The sequence below is a fragment of the Streptomyces niphimycinicus genome (assembly GCF_018883605.1).
Taxonomy (GTDB): domain Bacteria; phylum Actinomycetota; class Actinomycetes; order Streptomycetales; family Streptomycetaceae; genus Streptomyces; species Streptomyces niphimycinicus.
The window spans coordinates 1-14,338 of sequence record NZ_JAHLEM010000591.1; the positions used below are offsets into that span (position 1 = coordinate 1).

Annotated in this window: 15 protein-coding genes; 2 read left to right on the forward strand and 13 right to left on the reverse strand. The window is 72.5% G+C overall.

The features are described from left to right. Positions 1–40: 40 nt before the first annotated feature. Positions 41–1,249, reverse strand: a complete 1,209-nt coding sequence (locus KN815_RS37010) for a pyridoxal phosphate-dependent aminotransferase (RefSeq protein ID WP_216346226.1) — start codon at positions 1,247–1,249, stop codon at positions 41–43. Positions 1,250–1,594: 345 nt separating this feature from the next. Here KN815_RS37010 and KN815_RS37015 point away from each other — a divergent pair, with 345 nt between their 5' ends. Further along, positions 1,595–2,938 carry a hypothetical protein gene (locus KN815_RS37015; RefSeq protein ID WP_216346227.1) on the forward strand — a complete coding sequence of 448 codons (1,344 nt, stop codon included), beginning with the start codon at positions 1,595–1,597 and terminating at the stop codon, positions 2,936–2,938. A gap of 53 nt (positions 2,939–2,991) precedes the next feature. Here KN815_RS37015 and KN815_RS37020 read toward each other — a convergent pair whose 3' ends face one another. Then, positions 2,992–3,132 carry a hypothetical protein gene (locus KN815_RS37020; RefSeq protein WP_216346228.1) on the reverse strand — a complete coding sequence of 47 codons (141 nt, stop codon included), beginning with the start codon at positions 3,130–3,132 and terminating at the stop codon, positions 2,992–2,994. 95 nt (positions 3,133–3,227) lie between these two features. Between KN815_RS37020 and KN815_RS37025 the strand changes: the two genes are divergently transcribed. Beyond that, positions 3,228–3,476: a hypothetical protein gene (locus tag KN815_RS37025; RefSeq protein ID WP_253209470.1), complete on the forward strand. Its 249-nt coding sequence runs from the start codon at positions 3,228–3,230 to the stop codon at positions 3,474–3,476. Between the two features lie 31 nt (positions 3,477–3,507). Here the strand turns inward: KN815_RS37025 and KN815_RS37030 are convergent, their stop codons facing one another. The 11 genes from KN815_RS37030 to KN815_RS37080 all read right to left on the reverse strand — a co-directional run. After that, positions 3,508–3,855 carry an MmcQ/YjbR family DNA-binding protein gene (locus KN815_RS37030; protein ID WP_216346229.1) on the reverse strand — a complete coding sequence of 116 codons (348 nt, stop codon included), beginning with the start codon at positions 3,853–3,855 and terminating at the stop codon, positions 3,508–3,510. A gap of 37 nt (positions 3,856–3,892) precedes the next feature. Next, entirely contained in the window at positions 3,893–4,717 is an 825-nt protein-coding gene (locus tag KN815_RS37035; protein WP_216346230.1) for a class I SAM-dependent methyltransferase, read from the reverse strand. Continuing rightward, positions 4,714–4,971, reverse strand: coding sequence for a helix-hairpin-helix domain-containing protein (locus tag KN815_RS37040; RefSeq protein ID WP_059145788.1), 258 nt, complete (start codon positions 4,969–4,971; stop codon positions 4,714–4,716). Before KN815_RS37040 ends, KN815_RS37035 begins: the two co-directional genes overlap by 4 nt. An 11-nt stretch (positions 4,972–4,982) precedes the next feature. Beyond that, the gene (locus tag KN815_RS37045; protein ID WP_216346231.1) at positions 4,983–6,491 is read right to left on the reverse strand and encodes an MDR family MFS transporter; all 1,509 of its coding nucleotides are present in this window, start codon (positions 6,489–6,491) and stop codon (positions 4,983–4,985) included. Then, entirely contained in the window at positions 6,488–7,345 is an 858-nt protein-coding gene (locus tag KN815_RS37050; RefSeq protein ID WP_216346232.1) for a DUF4346 domain-containing protein, read from the reverse strand. Before KN815_RS37050 ends, KN815_RS37045 begins: the two co-directional genes overlap by 4 nt. Next, positions 7,339–9,168 (reverse strand): B12-binding domain-containing radical SAM protein, encoded by a 1,830-nt coding sequence (locus KN815_RS37055; RefSeq protein WP_216346233.1) that lies wholly within the window; start codon positions 9,166–9,168, stop codon positions 7,339–7,341. Before KN815_RS37055 ends, KN815_RS37050 begins: the two co-directional genes overlap by 7 nt. Beyond that, the gene (locus tag KN815_RS37060; RefSeq protein WP_216346234.1) at positions 9,162–10,505 is read right to left on the reverse strand and encodes an alkaline phosphatase family protein; all 1,344 of its coding nucleotides are present in this window, start codon (positions 10,503–10,505) and stop codon (positions 9,162–9,164) included. Before KN815_RS37060 ends, KN815_RS37055 begins: the two co-directional genes overlap by 7 nt. Then, a complete protein-coding gene (locus KN815_RS37065; RefSeq protein WP_216346235.1) occupies positions 10,502–11,767 on the reverse strand; it encodes a GTP-binding protein in 1,266 nt (421 codons plus the stop codon). The genes KN815_RS37060 and KN815_RS37065 overlap by 4 nt, the downstream gene beginning before the upstream one ends. Positions 11,768–11,777: 10 nt before the next feature. Further along, complete coding sequence (gene cysD / locus KN815_RS37070; RefSeq protein WP_216346236.1) at positions 11,778–12,584, reverse strand: sulfate adenylyltransferase subunit CysD; 807 nt, start codon at positions 12,582–12,584, stop codon at positions 11,778–11,780. After that, complete coding sequence (locus KN815_RS37075) at positions 12,559–13,200, reverse strand: hypothetical protein (RefSeq protein ID WP_216346237.1); 642 nt, start codon at positions 13,198–13,200, stop codon at positions 12,559–12,561. The genes cysD and KN815_RS37075 overlap by 26 nt, the downstream gene beginning before the upstream one ends. Further along, on the reverse strand, positions 13,197–14,338 hold a 1,142-nt coding region (locus tag KN815_RS37080; RefSeq protein WP_216346238.1), incomplete at its 5' end, for an alkaline phosphatase family protein. The genes KN815_RS37075 and KN815_RS37080, both read right to left, overlap by 4 nt.

Here is a 14,338-nt window from a genome sequence, read left to right on the forward strand (position 1 = left end):
CGCCGCCCGGTCCCGGCCTCGCACGGCCCGGGGCAGGGGGTCAGCCCCGCGAACCGACGGTCGTACGACGGATCTCACGGGCGAACGCTCCCAGCCGGTCCAGCCCCTCCGCGACCACCGCCGGGTCCGTCGCATAGGTGATGCGGACGTGTCCGGGCGCGCCGAAGGCGGTCCCGGGGACCAGGCCCACGCCGGTGGTTTCCAGGAGCCGGTCGCAGAAGTCGTCGGCCGTGGCCAGTGGCCGTCCGCCGTGGTCGCCGCCGAGGAGCCGGGAGATATCCGGGAAGAGGTAGAACGCCCCGGTGGGCAGCGGGCATTCGATGCCGTCGATCGCGGTCAGCCGGGCGTGGGCGGCGTCGCGCCGTTCGCGATACCCGGCCAGCAGCCGCCACGGCACGTCGTCGAGCGCGCCGAGCGCCGCATGCTGTGCGATGGCGGCCACGTTCGAGGTGCACTGGCTCTGGATGCGCCGGACGAGGGCGCTGATCTCGGGGGACGCCACCGTGTAGCCGACCCGCCAGCCCGTCATCGCGCATGACTTGGACACCCCGTTGACCAGCACGGTGCGCTCCCGCAGGGCGGGGAACGCCGTCATGCTGGGCGCGGTGCCCTCCTGGTAGAAGAAGTGCTCGTAGATGAGGTCCTCGACCACATACAGGTCGTACCGCTCGACGACCGCGGCGAGTTCGGCCAGCTCCCGCTCGGTGTAGGTCGCACCGGTCGGGTTGCCTGGGCTGTTGAGGACGATGGCCTTGGTGCGCGCGGTGATGGCCTCCTCGAGCCGTGCGGCGGTGAGCTTGTACGCGGTGTCGGCGTGGGTCGGCACGATCACGGGAGTCGCGCCGACCGCCCGCACCTGCTCGGGGTAGGTCACCCAGTAGGGAGCCGGGACGATCACCTCGTCGCCCGCCTCGCACAGCACGAAGAACGCGTTGTACAGCGCGTGCTTGGCCCCGGCCGACACCACGATCTGGTCCGGCCCGACGTCCAGGCCGTTCTGCTCATGGAGCTTGCGCTGGACGCGGGCGCGTAACTCGGGCAGCCCGGCGACATCGGTGTAGCGGTCGACACCCGCCGCGAGGGCGTGCAGCGCGGCGGTGCGGCCTCCCTCCGGCATGGCGAAGTCGGGCTCTCCGACGCACAGGTTCAGCACCCGCTCGCCCGCCCGCACGCGTTCGTTGAGGCGTGCGTTCAGCGACAGGGTGGGAGACGGGCGGATGGCTGTGGCGTGGCGGGACAGGGCCTTCATGCTGACCTCTCGGCGGTGGGCGATGACCGGATGCGGGTGCGGGTGCGGGTGCGGAGTGCCGCGGGTCGCCTGCGGCTCCGACACCGCCGGCCGGGCGGCTGCCGCCCGGCCCGACTCAGACCATAAGATTCGATGACTATAGTGATTGTCAACGTTTGTTCGGTTTGCCTCGGAAGATTATCCGGGACCGCCCAGGAGGGGTCCCGGCGAAGGACCAGCCGCCTCTCCCGTGCCTTGACTTTAGTCAACAAAGGGGCCTAGAGTCGCCACATCCGCCTGCCAGTGTCGTCGGTGTTCCGGAAGGCGGCCTCTTGATGTCCGCCAAGGTGCAGGGGGGATGCGGGCGTGTCGGAACAGGAATCGGGGGCGGAGGCCGCTTCGGTCGGCCCGTTCCCCTCGACCGGCTCGGAGCGGGACCCTGAGGCGACCGCCCAGGCGCTCGCGGACGCGGTCGCCGCCGGCTGGTCCTGCGTCGTTACCGTGGGTGTCCCGCTCTGCTCGGACGGGACCAACGCCTGGTTCGGGTCGGGGATCTACGACCCCTTCAGCGAGCGCACACTGCTCACGCCGCCCGAGGGACTCAGCGCGGAAGGGGAAGCCGATCTGCGCTTCGCTCAGGCCGTCGCCGAGCGGCTGCACGCGCTGCCGGCCTCCGGGCCGGGGTCGGTGACCTTCTCACTCTCGATCTTCGACGGCAAGATGGTCCATGGCATCGGGCGCGCGGCGGCGCGGCGCATGCACGCCAAAATCACCGCAGACCCCGAGGAGTTCCTGCCTCCCGCCGCGCTGGCCCTGTATCACGCGGTGGGCGGGCGGCTCGCGTTCGACTTCTCCCTGGACTACCGCAAGCTCGGCGACCGATTCGTGGATCGGCTGCGCGGCGAGGTGCGGCCGGTGATTCCGTCCGTGCCCACGGGGCGGCTGGTCGATCTGTTCCTCGGGACGGGCTGTGTCCCGCTCCGCCGCGTGGACGCCGCACAGCCCACCCCCGGGATGGGCCAGGTGCTCTGCGCGACACCGAATACGCTCTCGGTCGGTCAGCACATCGCCGACCTCTCGCCGCTCGACGGGCGCGGCCGCATCCAGACCGGCCCGGAGGCCGTCCCGCTGACCAATGAGAACGGCGCCTATATATGTGAGGTGACCGCGATCGGGCGGCTGCTGGCGATGCTCGCCCACGCTCCCGCCCCCGCGGACGGCGGCGGCGTTCTCACCCTCAGCGTCCTCAACACCCGCGACCCGGGAAACCACAAGATCCACCGGATGAGCTGGTCGGCGGGCGAACTGGTCACGGCACTGCTGCCCTATCTCCGGCCGGATTCCTGGTCGCGCCGGCCCCTGGTGCACTGGGCCTCGGTGACGGACGGCGAGTCCTCCGCGGCCATCGGCTCCACCCCCGACACCCTGGCGCGTCAGGGTTTCCTGGCCGACCTCAGGGCGCGGATCCGGCGGTCGTCCTCGCCGCGCCGCCGCGAGGAGATCATCGCGGGTGAGCTGGAGCGCATCCGGATGCGGGTGCAGAACGCCGACGCCGCCAAGGCGCCCCTGCTGTTCCTCTACGGCCCGGGCGACTACGACAGCCACCGGGCCTCCGGCCTGCCCGCGCCGGACGGCACCAGCGCGGCGTCGGACGGAGTGAACCACCAGGCGTCCGACACCGCGCTCTCGCAGAGCTGCTTCCTGAACTGATCGGGCGACCGGTCCCGCCAGGCGGCCAGTTCCGCTCAGCCGACGAGTCCCGCTCAGCCGACGAGTTCGGCGATGATCCGGGCGGCGGCCTCCGGGCGGTATTCGCTGCGAAGCCGACCGGCGACGTCTTTCGCGGCCAGCCGGTAACCGCCGTCCGTGAGCAGGCGCTGGAGTTCCTCTCCGAGAGCAGCCACGGACGCGTCGAGTCGAAGGCGACGGCCCGTCCTGGACCGGCGACGAGAACTACTACCGACGCGTTCTCGACACATACCTCTGGGAAATCGACCAGATGAGCCCGAGTGCGGCCGTCGGCAGGTTCGCCGTCCCCGGCAACGGGGTGGACCATCTGCGTGAGGTGCTCCGGGCGATCCGGCCCCATCTCGCCAAGGGCGGCATCGTGGCTTTCGATGAGCTCGGGCATCCCCGGTGGCCCGGGGTGACCGCCGCGATCCGCGAGACCCTCGGCCTCGACCATATGACGCTGCGGCAGCTCCCGTTCCGCGAGCAGCCCGTGATCTACCTGAAGTGGGGCGAGTGAGCCCCAGGCGCCGGGCGGGGCGAACGGAGCGTCAGGCGGGGCGCAGCCGGCGGGGCAGCGACGCCACCACGATCTCGTAGGACTGCCCGAGCAGTTCGCGCACCTCTTCGGCCTCCAGGCCCCCGCTCAGCAGCACGGTGACCCAGTGCCGCTTGTTGAGGTGGTAGCCGGGCAGCACGGTGTCCGGGTGCTGGGCGCGCATCGCGAGGACCTCGTCGGGCGGCAGCTTCACGCTGACGCGAGGCGGTACCGCGCCCTCGCTGAGGATCGCGAAGATCTTGCCGCCGACGCGGTAGACGGGCGGTGAGTCGCCGAAGGGGAAGTCCTCGGCCGCGCCGGGCAGGGCGAGGCAGTGCGCGGTGACGTCGTCGGGTTTCACGGTGCGAGCCTATCCACGGGCGGTGGCATCCGGAGGGCTATCGGGGCCGGACGCCGACGGCGATGAGGCTGCTGGCGTCGAGGTGGGAGTGGCCGGCGGCGGCCATGTCGGCGTGCAGCCGGTCCCGGACGCGGCCGAGCTGCTGTTCGTCCATGCCGAGCACAAAGCGGCGGGGCGCGGCGCCGAGCAGGAACATCCAGGCGTCGTCGCCGAGCAGCGGGACGCGGTAGTCGACCCGGTGCACCGCGACGTCCACGAGGCCGAAGGAGCGCAGCCAGGCGGCGAGTCCGTCGGCGGAGTCCACTCGGGTGCGCGGGTCGGGGGCGGTCGGCGGTGCGGGCAGCGGGCGGATCGCGGAGGCGGCCTCGCGGGCGCGGCGGACCATGCTGTCCATTCCGCCGCCGACCCAGGTGCTGAGGGCTATCCGGCCGCCGGGGCGCAGCAGTTTCACCAGATGCCGGGCCCCGGCGTCCATGTCGGGGAAGAAGAACACGCCGTAGCAGCACTGGACGAGGTCGTAGGGGGCGTCCGCGCGCCATGCGGTGACATCGCCGCGGTGGAACCGCAGATGGGCGAGCCCTTGCCGGTCCGCCTCGGCCCGGCCCTGGTCCAGCAGGGCGCCGGCCATGTCGACGGCGTCGACATGGCCGGCGGCACCGACGGCGCGGGCGGCGGGCAGGGCCGACGCGCCGGAGCCGCAGCAGGCGTCCAGGACCCGCTCCCCCGGGCTGGGCCGGGAGACACCGGTGGCGAGCGCCCCCAGCGGCCCCCACAGCCGTGAGTACCAGGAGGCGAACTCGCGGCGGGTCTGGCTGAACAGCGCGCCCACCGGGAGGGTGGGCACGGCGGATATGACGGTCATGGTGTCTTCGAGTCCTTCCAGTTCCACCAACGGAGCTTCTCCGGCTCCCTGCCGCCCTCGGCGTAGTAGACGGCGCACCGGAAGACGTAGAGCATGCAGCGGTCCACATAAGCCCCCTGTTCGAGCATCAGCCGGTCGTACAGTTCCTCGGGGTCCTGGCCGACGAGTTCCTCGACGCGGTGGATGCCCATGCCGTGCAGGTCGCCCTCGACGGCCTTGCCGACGCCGGGGATCTGCCTCAGATCGCTCTCCATAGGGCCGCTCCTCACTCTCCCAACGCGCGGTCGCGCATCGCGAGCGACAGTACGAGAGCGAGCAGCAGAACGGGGACCGCGACGAAGAAGACGGTGCCCAGCGAGTCGGCGTACGCCTCGGTGAAGCCGTGCCGCAGGTCGCCGGGGAGTTTGTCGAGTGCGTCGGCGGTCAGGTTCGTCATGGACCGGGCGCTGTCGCCGGGCACGTGCCGGGGCAGTTCGGTGGCCAGCCGTGCGGAGAACACCGCGCCGAACGCCGAGATCCCGAAGGAGGCCCCGACCAGCCGCGCGTAGGTGACCGTCGCGGTCACCGCGCCGATCTGGGCGGGCGGTGCGCAGCTCTGCACGGCCACTATGAACACCTGCATCGACAGGCCGGAGCCGACGCCGAGCAGCACCGAGTACGCCACCACGAGGGGCCAGGGTGTGTCCGCGTCCATGGTGGACAGCAGATACGACGCCACCGCGGCGACGGCCATGCTGGCCACCGGGAACCAGCGGTATTTCTTGGTCTCGGCGATCCGGCGGCCGACCAGGGTGGAGGCGATGAGCAGGCCGAACATCATCGGGATCAGCAGCAGACCGGAGGTGACGGCCGACGCGCCCGAGGCGGCCTGGAGGAAGAGCGGCAGGAAGTTGACGGTGGCGAGGATCGCGAACCCGGCCAGCATGGTGATCGTGTTCGACAGGACGAAGGTGGAGTTGCGGAACAGGCTGAGCGGGATCATCGGTTCGGCCGCGCGCCGCTCCACCACGATCCACGCGGGGATGAGCACGACGATCGCGACGATCAGCGCGATACCGCGCGTGGACAGCACCTCGTCCAGGCTGCCGACGCGCCCCGCCAGCAGCGCCACACAGACCGACAGGGCCGCCAGCAGTGCCGCACCCGGGTAGTCGATCTTCGGTCGGCCGCGGGTGGCGGCGGTCGGCAGCAGGAACGCCACCACGGCGAGGGTGACCAGGCCGAGCGGCAGATTGACGTAGAACACCCAGCGCCAGCCGATCGCGTCGGTGACGGCGCCGCCGACGAGCGGGCCCGCGACGCTGGCGACGGCGAACACGCTGGTGGAGTACCCGGCGTACTTGGCGCGCTCGGCGGGCTCGAACAACTGGCCGATGAGGGAGAAGGAGGCGACGACCAGCGCGCCGCCGCCGATGCCCTGGATCACCCGGAAGGCGATCAACTGGCTCATGTTCCCGGCCAGTCCGCACAGCATCGACCCGGCGATGAACACCACGACGCCGCCGAGGTACACCAGGCGGTGGCCGAACAGGTCGCCGAGCTTGCCGCCGACGATGGTGGTGATGCTGAGCGTGAGCCCGTACCCGGTGAACACCCAGGCGAAGTGCTCGAGCCCGCCCACGTCGTGCACGACGCTCGGCAGTGCCGCGGCGACGACGGACTGGTCCAGGGTGGACAGCAGCATCCCGAGAAGGATGCCGCCGAAGACCCACAGCCGACGGCTGAGGCTTGGGGGGGCCGCCGCCGGGGCGGGCGCCGTCGTTTCAGCGGTCACAGGGCTACTCCCTTGGGGGGTTCGGCGGTCGCCGGGCCGGCCCAGTGGCGGGAAGGGGCCGGATCGGCGGACCGGGAGTCGAGCGGGCGGTCCTGGACGTAGGCGAGGCCCAGCCGCAGCGCGGTCTCGGCCTTGGCCAGTTCACCGCCCAGGTAGCCCGCGTGGGCGGGGTCGTCGGTGAGTCCGTGGGCGACGGCCGCGAGGGTGAGGGCGGTCGCGCTGCGGCTGCGCAGTTCATGCCCGCTCGCCAGGTCCTCGCCGTAGTGCCGGAGCACGATCCGGCCGGCCGGGCGGTCCAGGGAGATGACGAAGCAGCCGGCTCCGGCCGAGGCGATCGGCCGGACCCGGCCGACCGCGGCCAGCGGCACCAACCGGGGTGTGCTGGCCGCCAGTTCCTCCCCCAGGACACCGTCCCCACCCTGCACATCGCCCGCGTCGTCGGCGTGGCGGGGCAGGGCGTCGACGGCGGCCAGCACGGCGGCCGGGTCGTCCTGGCCGCGCAGGTCGTGGACGGCGATCCGGCGGCGGAAGGCGGCGACGACGGGCGGCCGCAGATTGGGGAGATGGGCCCGGTGGCCGTGGGCTCCGATGATGGTGCCGTCCGGGGCGGTGCCGTGGGCGGCCAGCGCCAGCAGGCTCTGGCCGGGGTGGAACAGCCGGGAGTCGTGCCCGCACACCACCAGATGCCGGACCGCCGGACGGGCGAGGGCTCCCCGGACGAGCTCCTCGATCCCCAGGTTGGCGGTGGCCAGCGGGGCCGCGACCGCCACCCGGGGATGGCCGGCCAGCCGCGCGGGCAGCGTGTGCGTGCGCAGCGTGCAGACCGCGACGTCGGCGGTCCGGTGGGTCACCACGTGGGGGCACCCCCGTTGTACGAGCGGGGCGCGCCGCCGGGGGTCACCGGCGGGAGGCTGGAGCTGATGGCGGTGACGTCCGCGCCGAAGCGGTGCAGCCGCATCCCGACGCGCAGTTGCTCGGCGCGGATGCGGTCGATGCAGGAGCGGAAGCGGGCCTCGATCTGCTCCAGTTGGCGGCGGCGCTTGGCGTGGTCCAGGCGGTCGGTGAGGACGTCGTCGAGGTTCTCCATGAAGAACTCGTGGTTCTGCCGCCCCATGTCCTGGCGGGTCTCGTGCAGGAAGTCCTTGAACCGCTCCAGGACCTCCATCGCCCCCGGAAGGGCGTGGAAGCGGCGGTAGAGCCGGGAGACGAAGGTCTGCACGACGACGTTGAACGTCTCGAACTCGAACACCGCCGACTGATCGGTGATGACGCCGCGCTTGTGGTAGTCCTCGTCGTTGTAGAGCGAGGCGAAGTGGACGGCGAGCCGCTCGACCCGCTCATCGCTGTGGCGGTAGTCGTAGGGGTCGAGGTTGTCCTCGTATCGGTCGCCGAGCAGGCCGTCGTCCGCGAGCTTGCGGGCGATGGAGGTGCCCGGGTAGACCTCCAGCCGCTCGGTGAGCCGGCGCAGGTTGTGCCCGGCGTGCTCGCGCAGGAAGTCGGCGTTCCGGGTCAGGGTCTCGACCGTGGCGTAGGGGTGGAACGGAATGAACCCCATGGCCAGATAGATGCCGTGCTCGCGCAGCAGCCGGATGATGGTGATGTTGTCCTCGACGGTGGCGCGCTTCTCCCACAGCAGCAGCTCTTCGGGAACGCCGGATTCGATGCCGACGTTGACCTTCTCCAGGCCGCTGCGGACGAGCAGGTCGAGCAGGTCGTGGTCCTCGGCACAGTCGGACCAGTTCTCGGCGCGCATGCAGACGTTGTAGTAGATGTCGAGGCCGCGGTCGAGGATGCCCTCGGCGATGGCGCGGACGCGTTTTTTGCCGACCCGGCCGCCGTCGGGGTCCTCGAAGGTGGAGTCGATGAAGTCGAAGGTGCGGAACCGGTGGTCGCGGACGAGCTGTTCCACCTCGTCCAGGACATAGCCGGGGCCGACCCCGCGCCATGCCTTGCCCGCCTGGACGCGGTTGCCGAGGTTGGGGGCCGAGCAGAAGGTGCAGCGGGCGACGCAGCCGCGGCTGGTGCTGACCCGGACGTACTCGAGCTTGTTGCCGTGGGCGATGAGCTGATCGCGGACCGGGTACGGCAGCACCTCCAGGTTGTGGACGAGCGGGCGGGCCGGGTTCTGCCGGTATCCGCCGTCCTCATCCCGGTAGCCGATGCCGGGGCAGCCTGCGATGTCCTCGCCGAGGGCGAGCCGCTGGGCGAGGTCCAGGATGATGGGCTCGCCCTCGCCGACCGCGACGATGTCGGCGTGCGGGTTGACCCGCAGCACATCGGTGCCGGTGAACGTCCCGGCGGGGCCGCCGCAGGCGATGACCACCTCGGGCATCTCCTTGCGCAGGGCCGCGCAGAACTCCACGCAGCTCGGCACGTTCAGGCTCATCAGCGTGAAGCACACCAGGCCCGGGGCGTAGGCCGCGATGGCGTCCACGACCTCCTGGTGGCGGCCGTGCTCGGCCTCGCGGATCTCGCAGGAGAAGCCCGCAGCGCGCAGCGTCGCGGCCATATAGGCGACGCCGAGGTGCTCGGGGGACATCACCAGGTCGCCGTCGAGCAGGATCACGAAGCTCACCCGGAACGCGGCCGGGTCGGTGATCCTGGCGTCGAGCGCTATCTCGAAGTGCCCCGGCTTCTCCCGGGGCTGGAGCCCCAGCTCTTTCCCGGACGTCAGCATCGGATGTCCTCCTCGTTCCCAGGCCGCATGACCCGCACGTCGGTGCCCTCGGTTCCGGGTGGCGGGTCGATGCCCAGGGAGGCCAGGACGGTCGGCGCCACGTCTCGCATATGCAGGGGGTCGGTGCCCTGGTCGCCCCGGCACCAGAAGGTGGCGTCGGGGCGGGTGTGGGTGCCGGTCAGCGGGGCGTCCCCGATGAGCTGGTCGGTGGCCCAGGCGCCCCGGATCTGTACGCCGGGGGCGGGCATCACGACCAGGTCGGGGGCGTGGTCCGCGTACGGTCCGGCGTAGGTCTTCGGCCCGGAGAGCACCTCGGAGACGACGGGGGTGCCGGGGCCGCCCTCGGCGATCCGGCCGTCCTCGGTGAGCCGCAGGGCGAGCAGCCGCGCGGTGAGTTCGCCGGGGTCGGTGGGCGGTCCGCCGCGGGGGAAGCGGTCGGCGGTGTTGAGGTGGATACGGCCGGGGTCGAGCGCGAACGCCCGGGTGCGCTCGTCGATCTCCTCCAGGGACTCGGCGCCGGGCGGCAGTGCGAGATACCCGGCCCGCCGCAGCCAGGCGTTCAGATAGAACTGGGTGTGCGCCGGGCCGAAGCCGTGGTCGCTGACGAGGAACAGCGCACCGTCCCCGGCACGGTCGGCCAGCTCCGCCACGGCCTCGTCCACCCTTCGGTAGAAGTCGAGGACGCGCCCGTGGAGCCGGGCGGCGGGGTCGGTGAGCGAACTCCACAGGAAGTGGTGGACGCGGTCGGTTTCGGTGATGACGCACACCGCCAGGTCCCAGCCGTCGGACAGGACGTGGGTGAAGGCGGCGCGGCGGGCGGCGAGGGCGGCCTCCGCCCGGTCCAGGAACCCGTCCGGGTCGGCGGTCACATCGCCGACCTCGACGTCGAGCTGGTAGTCCAGGGCGCGCAGCGGCCCGCGCAGCTCGGGCGGGTACACGGCGCGGTCGAAGTCGGGGGCCACGAAGCCGGACACCAGCGTGCCGCGCAGGGGCGGCGCGGGGTAGGTGCTCGGCACGTTCATGATCACGCTGCGGCCACCGTCGCGGTCGACCGCCTCCCACAGCGGCGGGGCCTTCAGATGGCCGTAGCCCGGGAAGTACGTGCGATAGGTGCCGGGCCGCAGGTCCACGAATCCGTAGATGCCGTGGGTGCCGGGGTCGGTCCCGGTGAGGAAGCTGGCCCAGGAGGTGGAGCTGATCTCCGGAACGGGCGCGCTCATGGCGCGCAGGCTCCCCTGCGGCAGCAGGCCCGCGGTCTTCGGCATGACGCCCTGGCCGGCCAGATCGCGCAGCAGCCAGTACGGGACGCCGTCCAGGCCGATCACCATCGCGCTCATCGCCGGTCCTCCCCCGCGATCTCGTCCACGATGCCCAGGCCGAGGATGCGGGCCGCGCCGTCGGTGAGCATGAAGCGGCCCAGCGGCGCGCACACCCGTACGTCGTCGCCGTCGGCGGGCCGGTCGAGCAGCACGGTCAGCTCGGCGACCTCGCTGAACCGGACCGGGCCCCGGTCGGTCGCGGCCGGGGCGCGCCGGGCGCTGTCCCAGTGGCGCTCCACCCGGGCGATACGGCCGGTCAGGTCGGCACCGGCCCGGCGCAGGGTGCACCGGGCGCCCTCGGCGAACCCGTCCTCGGCGGTGCACAGCACGCGCACCCGCCACCGGTCGCCGCGCAGCGGCCGCCGGTCGGAGGGTGCCAGCAAAGTGCCCGGCGCACAGGGCGGCCCGGACAGCACCAGCCCGATGTTGTCGCCGGTGGCGGCCGACTCCTGGGGCGGCTCCCCGAAGCGCTCGATGCGCAGGGCGGTGCGGGCGTCCTCGCCGGGTGCGACCAGCCGGTCCCCGGTGCGCAGTGCACCGCTGAGCACCCGGGCCAGCACCCGCCCTTCGACCACGTCCTGGGCCTCGACCCGCAGCGGCGCGCCGCCGTCGCCCCAGGGGGTCAGGTCGGCGAGGGTGTCGAGCAGCGGACGGCCCGCGTACCAGGGCAGCCGGGTACTGGCGGCGGTGACGTTGTCGCCGGTCATCGCGCTGACCGGGACGGCGGCCACCAGCGTCAGGCCGATCTCGTCGGCGAGTGCGGCCACCTGCCGGGCGGCGGTGTGGAATTCCGCTTCCGCCCAGCCGGCGAGATCCATCTTGGTGATGGCGCAGACGACGGCGGTGACGCCCATCATCGCCAGGACCCGCATATGCCGCCGGGTCTGCTCGGCGGCGCGCTCCCGGCAGTCCACCACGATCACGGCGGCCTCCGCGCGGGACGCCCCGGTCGCCATGTTGACGAGCAGTTCGGCGTGGCCGGGCACGTCGATCAGCACATACCGGCGGCTTCCGGTCTCCAGGACGGCGCTGGCGGTGTCGAGGGTGAACAGGTCGGCGCGCTCCTCGGTCAGCCCGTCGAGCAGGAACGCCAGCCCGCCGTCCGCGACGGGCACCTCCAGCCGGTCGGTGGTGACGCTGCCGGTGTCCAGCAGGAGCCGGCCGAGCAGGGTGGACTTGCCGTGGTCCACCTCCCCCACGAACGCAACCCGCAGGGTGTCGGCGTCACGGGCGGTGGCTGCGGGGGTCGGTCCCCCCTCGGGCAGTACGGGTGTCGTCACTGATGCCGCCTCACATATATCCGAGGGCGCGGAGCTTCTCCATCGCCGCCGCGTCTTCCTTGTCCTGCGCCCGGCCCGCGCGCTCGCCTTCGCGGGAGCGGCGGACCTCGATGACCACGTCGGTGACCGTCCCGGCGTCGCTGCGCACCGGCGAGCAGCAGCACTCGCAGCCGATCGACCGGTAGCGGTTCCCGCCGTTCGCGAAGTACAGGTCGGGGACGGGGATACCCTCCTGCTGCACGTACTCCCAGATGTCGATCTCCCGCCAGGAGAGCATCGGGTGGACGCGCATATGGCCGCCCTCGTCCACCGCGGCCTGCCGCAGGTCCCAGAATTCGGCCGGCTGGTTGCGGTAGTCCCAGCCGAAGGACCGGTCCCTGGGGCTGAAGACCCGCTCCTTGGCGCGCACTCCGTGCTCGTCCCCGCGGATGCCGAGCAGTACGGCGTCGTGTCCGCCGGCCTCCAGGGCCTCCTGGAGGGCGTTGGTCTTCAGGGCCGTGCAGCATTCGAGCTTGGTGGCGGCGGTGGGGCCCATCCCGGCCGCCAGCGCCTTCTCGTTGCGGTGCACCCGCAGGTCCAGGCCCCACTCGCGGGACCAGCGGTCGCGGAACTCGTACATCTGCCGGAACTTGTAGGAGGTGTCGATGTGGATGACGGGGAAGGGCACGTCCCCGAAGAACGCCTTGCGGACCAGCCACAGCAGCGTGGTCGAGTCCTTGCCCATCGACCACAGCAGGGCCGGGTTGGTGAACCGGCCGCGCACCTCGCGCAGCACCTGCACCGTGTCGTTCTCAAGGTCGCGCAGCGCCGAAGCCACTCACGTCACCCCTTTCGGAAAGAACCCCCACCACGAGGGGATGGCAGCCCCGGAACCGCCCGGGGAACCGGCCGTTCGGCTTGGTCAGGCCGATGGACAGAAAGCAGGGCCCCGCCAGGTCCGGCAGCGGCTCCTCCAGCGGCGCCGGGAACGCGCGGACCAGCCGGGCGTCGCGCACGATCCAGTCGTGCTCGGCGCCGGAGGCGTCGGTGAACTCCAGCCGCAGGAAGGAGCGGCCGCCGGTGGAGCGCCGCCCGTGGATCCGGCGCACCTCGGCGGCCACCAGACCGGCGCTGCGCTCGCCCGCGAACGCCTGCTCCACGGTCGCGTCGGCGGTGTCCTTGAGCAGGTGCTCGCGCATCGCGGGGTCGAGGGCCGGGCCGGCGGGCCGGGGCGGCGCGATGACGGCACGGTCCTCGGGGCGGGCGTCCGGCTCGGTGCTGGGGCCGAGGCCGATCCGGACGGGCTGGAAGAACGCGTAGGGACCCTCGGGGCCCACCTGTTCGGCGGTGACGGGCTCGGGGCGGATCCAGCGGCCGTCCAGGTCCAGGCCCGCGACGCAGGCGCCGCCATCGGCGTCGAGGGTCACCGCCAGGGGCAGGAGGGTGCCGGTCATGAGGCACCCGCCGGGGCCGGTCGGAGCGCGGGGGCGGTCAGGGCCGTACCGGGCAGGTCGGGGGCGGGGTCCAGGCCGAGCATCGCGAGCAGCGTCGGTGCGATGTCCGGCGGCCGGGCCGGGCCGCCGCGCCCGGCGGTGAACGCCGCGCCCGCCCCGGCCCAGTAGGAGTCGCGCCGGTGCCAGCCGCTCTGGAGCATCCGGTTGGTGCGGCCGGACCAGAACGGGTCGCCGAGCGGCAGATACCGCCAGTCGGCCGGGTCGAGTACGAGGTCGGGCGCGGCGTCGGCGGCCGGGCCTGCGTGCAACTCCTCGCGCGGGATGGCGCGGGTGAGGAACCGGGTGCCGGTCGCCGGGTTGATGTGCTCCTCCAGGACGGCGGCGACCTCGGCCAGCACGCGGGCGCGGTCGGCGGGGCGGACGGTGCCGTCCCGGTAGCGGCCCGCGAGGTTGAGGTTGACGCCCTGCGCGCCCTGCACCGCCTCGAACGCGGTCGTCCGCGACCAGTCGGGCGTGCCGTCCGGGCCGAGGGTGAGCAGCCCGGCCGCCGCCAGTACGTCGTTGACCGACCGGTAGGAGCGCAGCGGCCCGAATCCGATCTCGGAGAACGCCAGCAGGCTGGTGTGGTCGTCGAGCCGCTCCAGCAGTTGGCCGAGCACCCGGTCGGCCAGTTGGTAGGCGCGCAGCACCGCCTGGTCGGCCTCGGGGACCGGGCTGCCCGGCTCGGTCTCCTGCCAGTAGACGTGCGAGAGCCGGTCGATGGCGGTGAGGTTGAGGACGGTCAGGTCCGGGCGGTCACCGACCCGGCCGTCCAGCATCGCCAGGGCCGCGTCGGCGCGCTGCCGGTCGGCGTTCAGGACACCGGAGACGAACGGGTCCTTCGGGCCGCCGGTGAACCAGACGGTGACATCGTGCACCGGCCGCACCCCCTCGCGGGCCAGCAGCACCGGCAGATTGCGCGGATGGCATGCCCGCACGGTGGCCCGCATCGGATAGCTGAGGCAGTATCCGTCGACCGGCTCCACCGGATGGGTGCCGAACACGTTCACCAGCGCGATCCGGCGGCCCGTCAGCTCCGGCCGCCGCCACAGGAACGGGCGGCGGGCGGCGGATCCGTCGAGCACGACCGGCCGGTAGT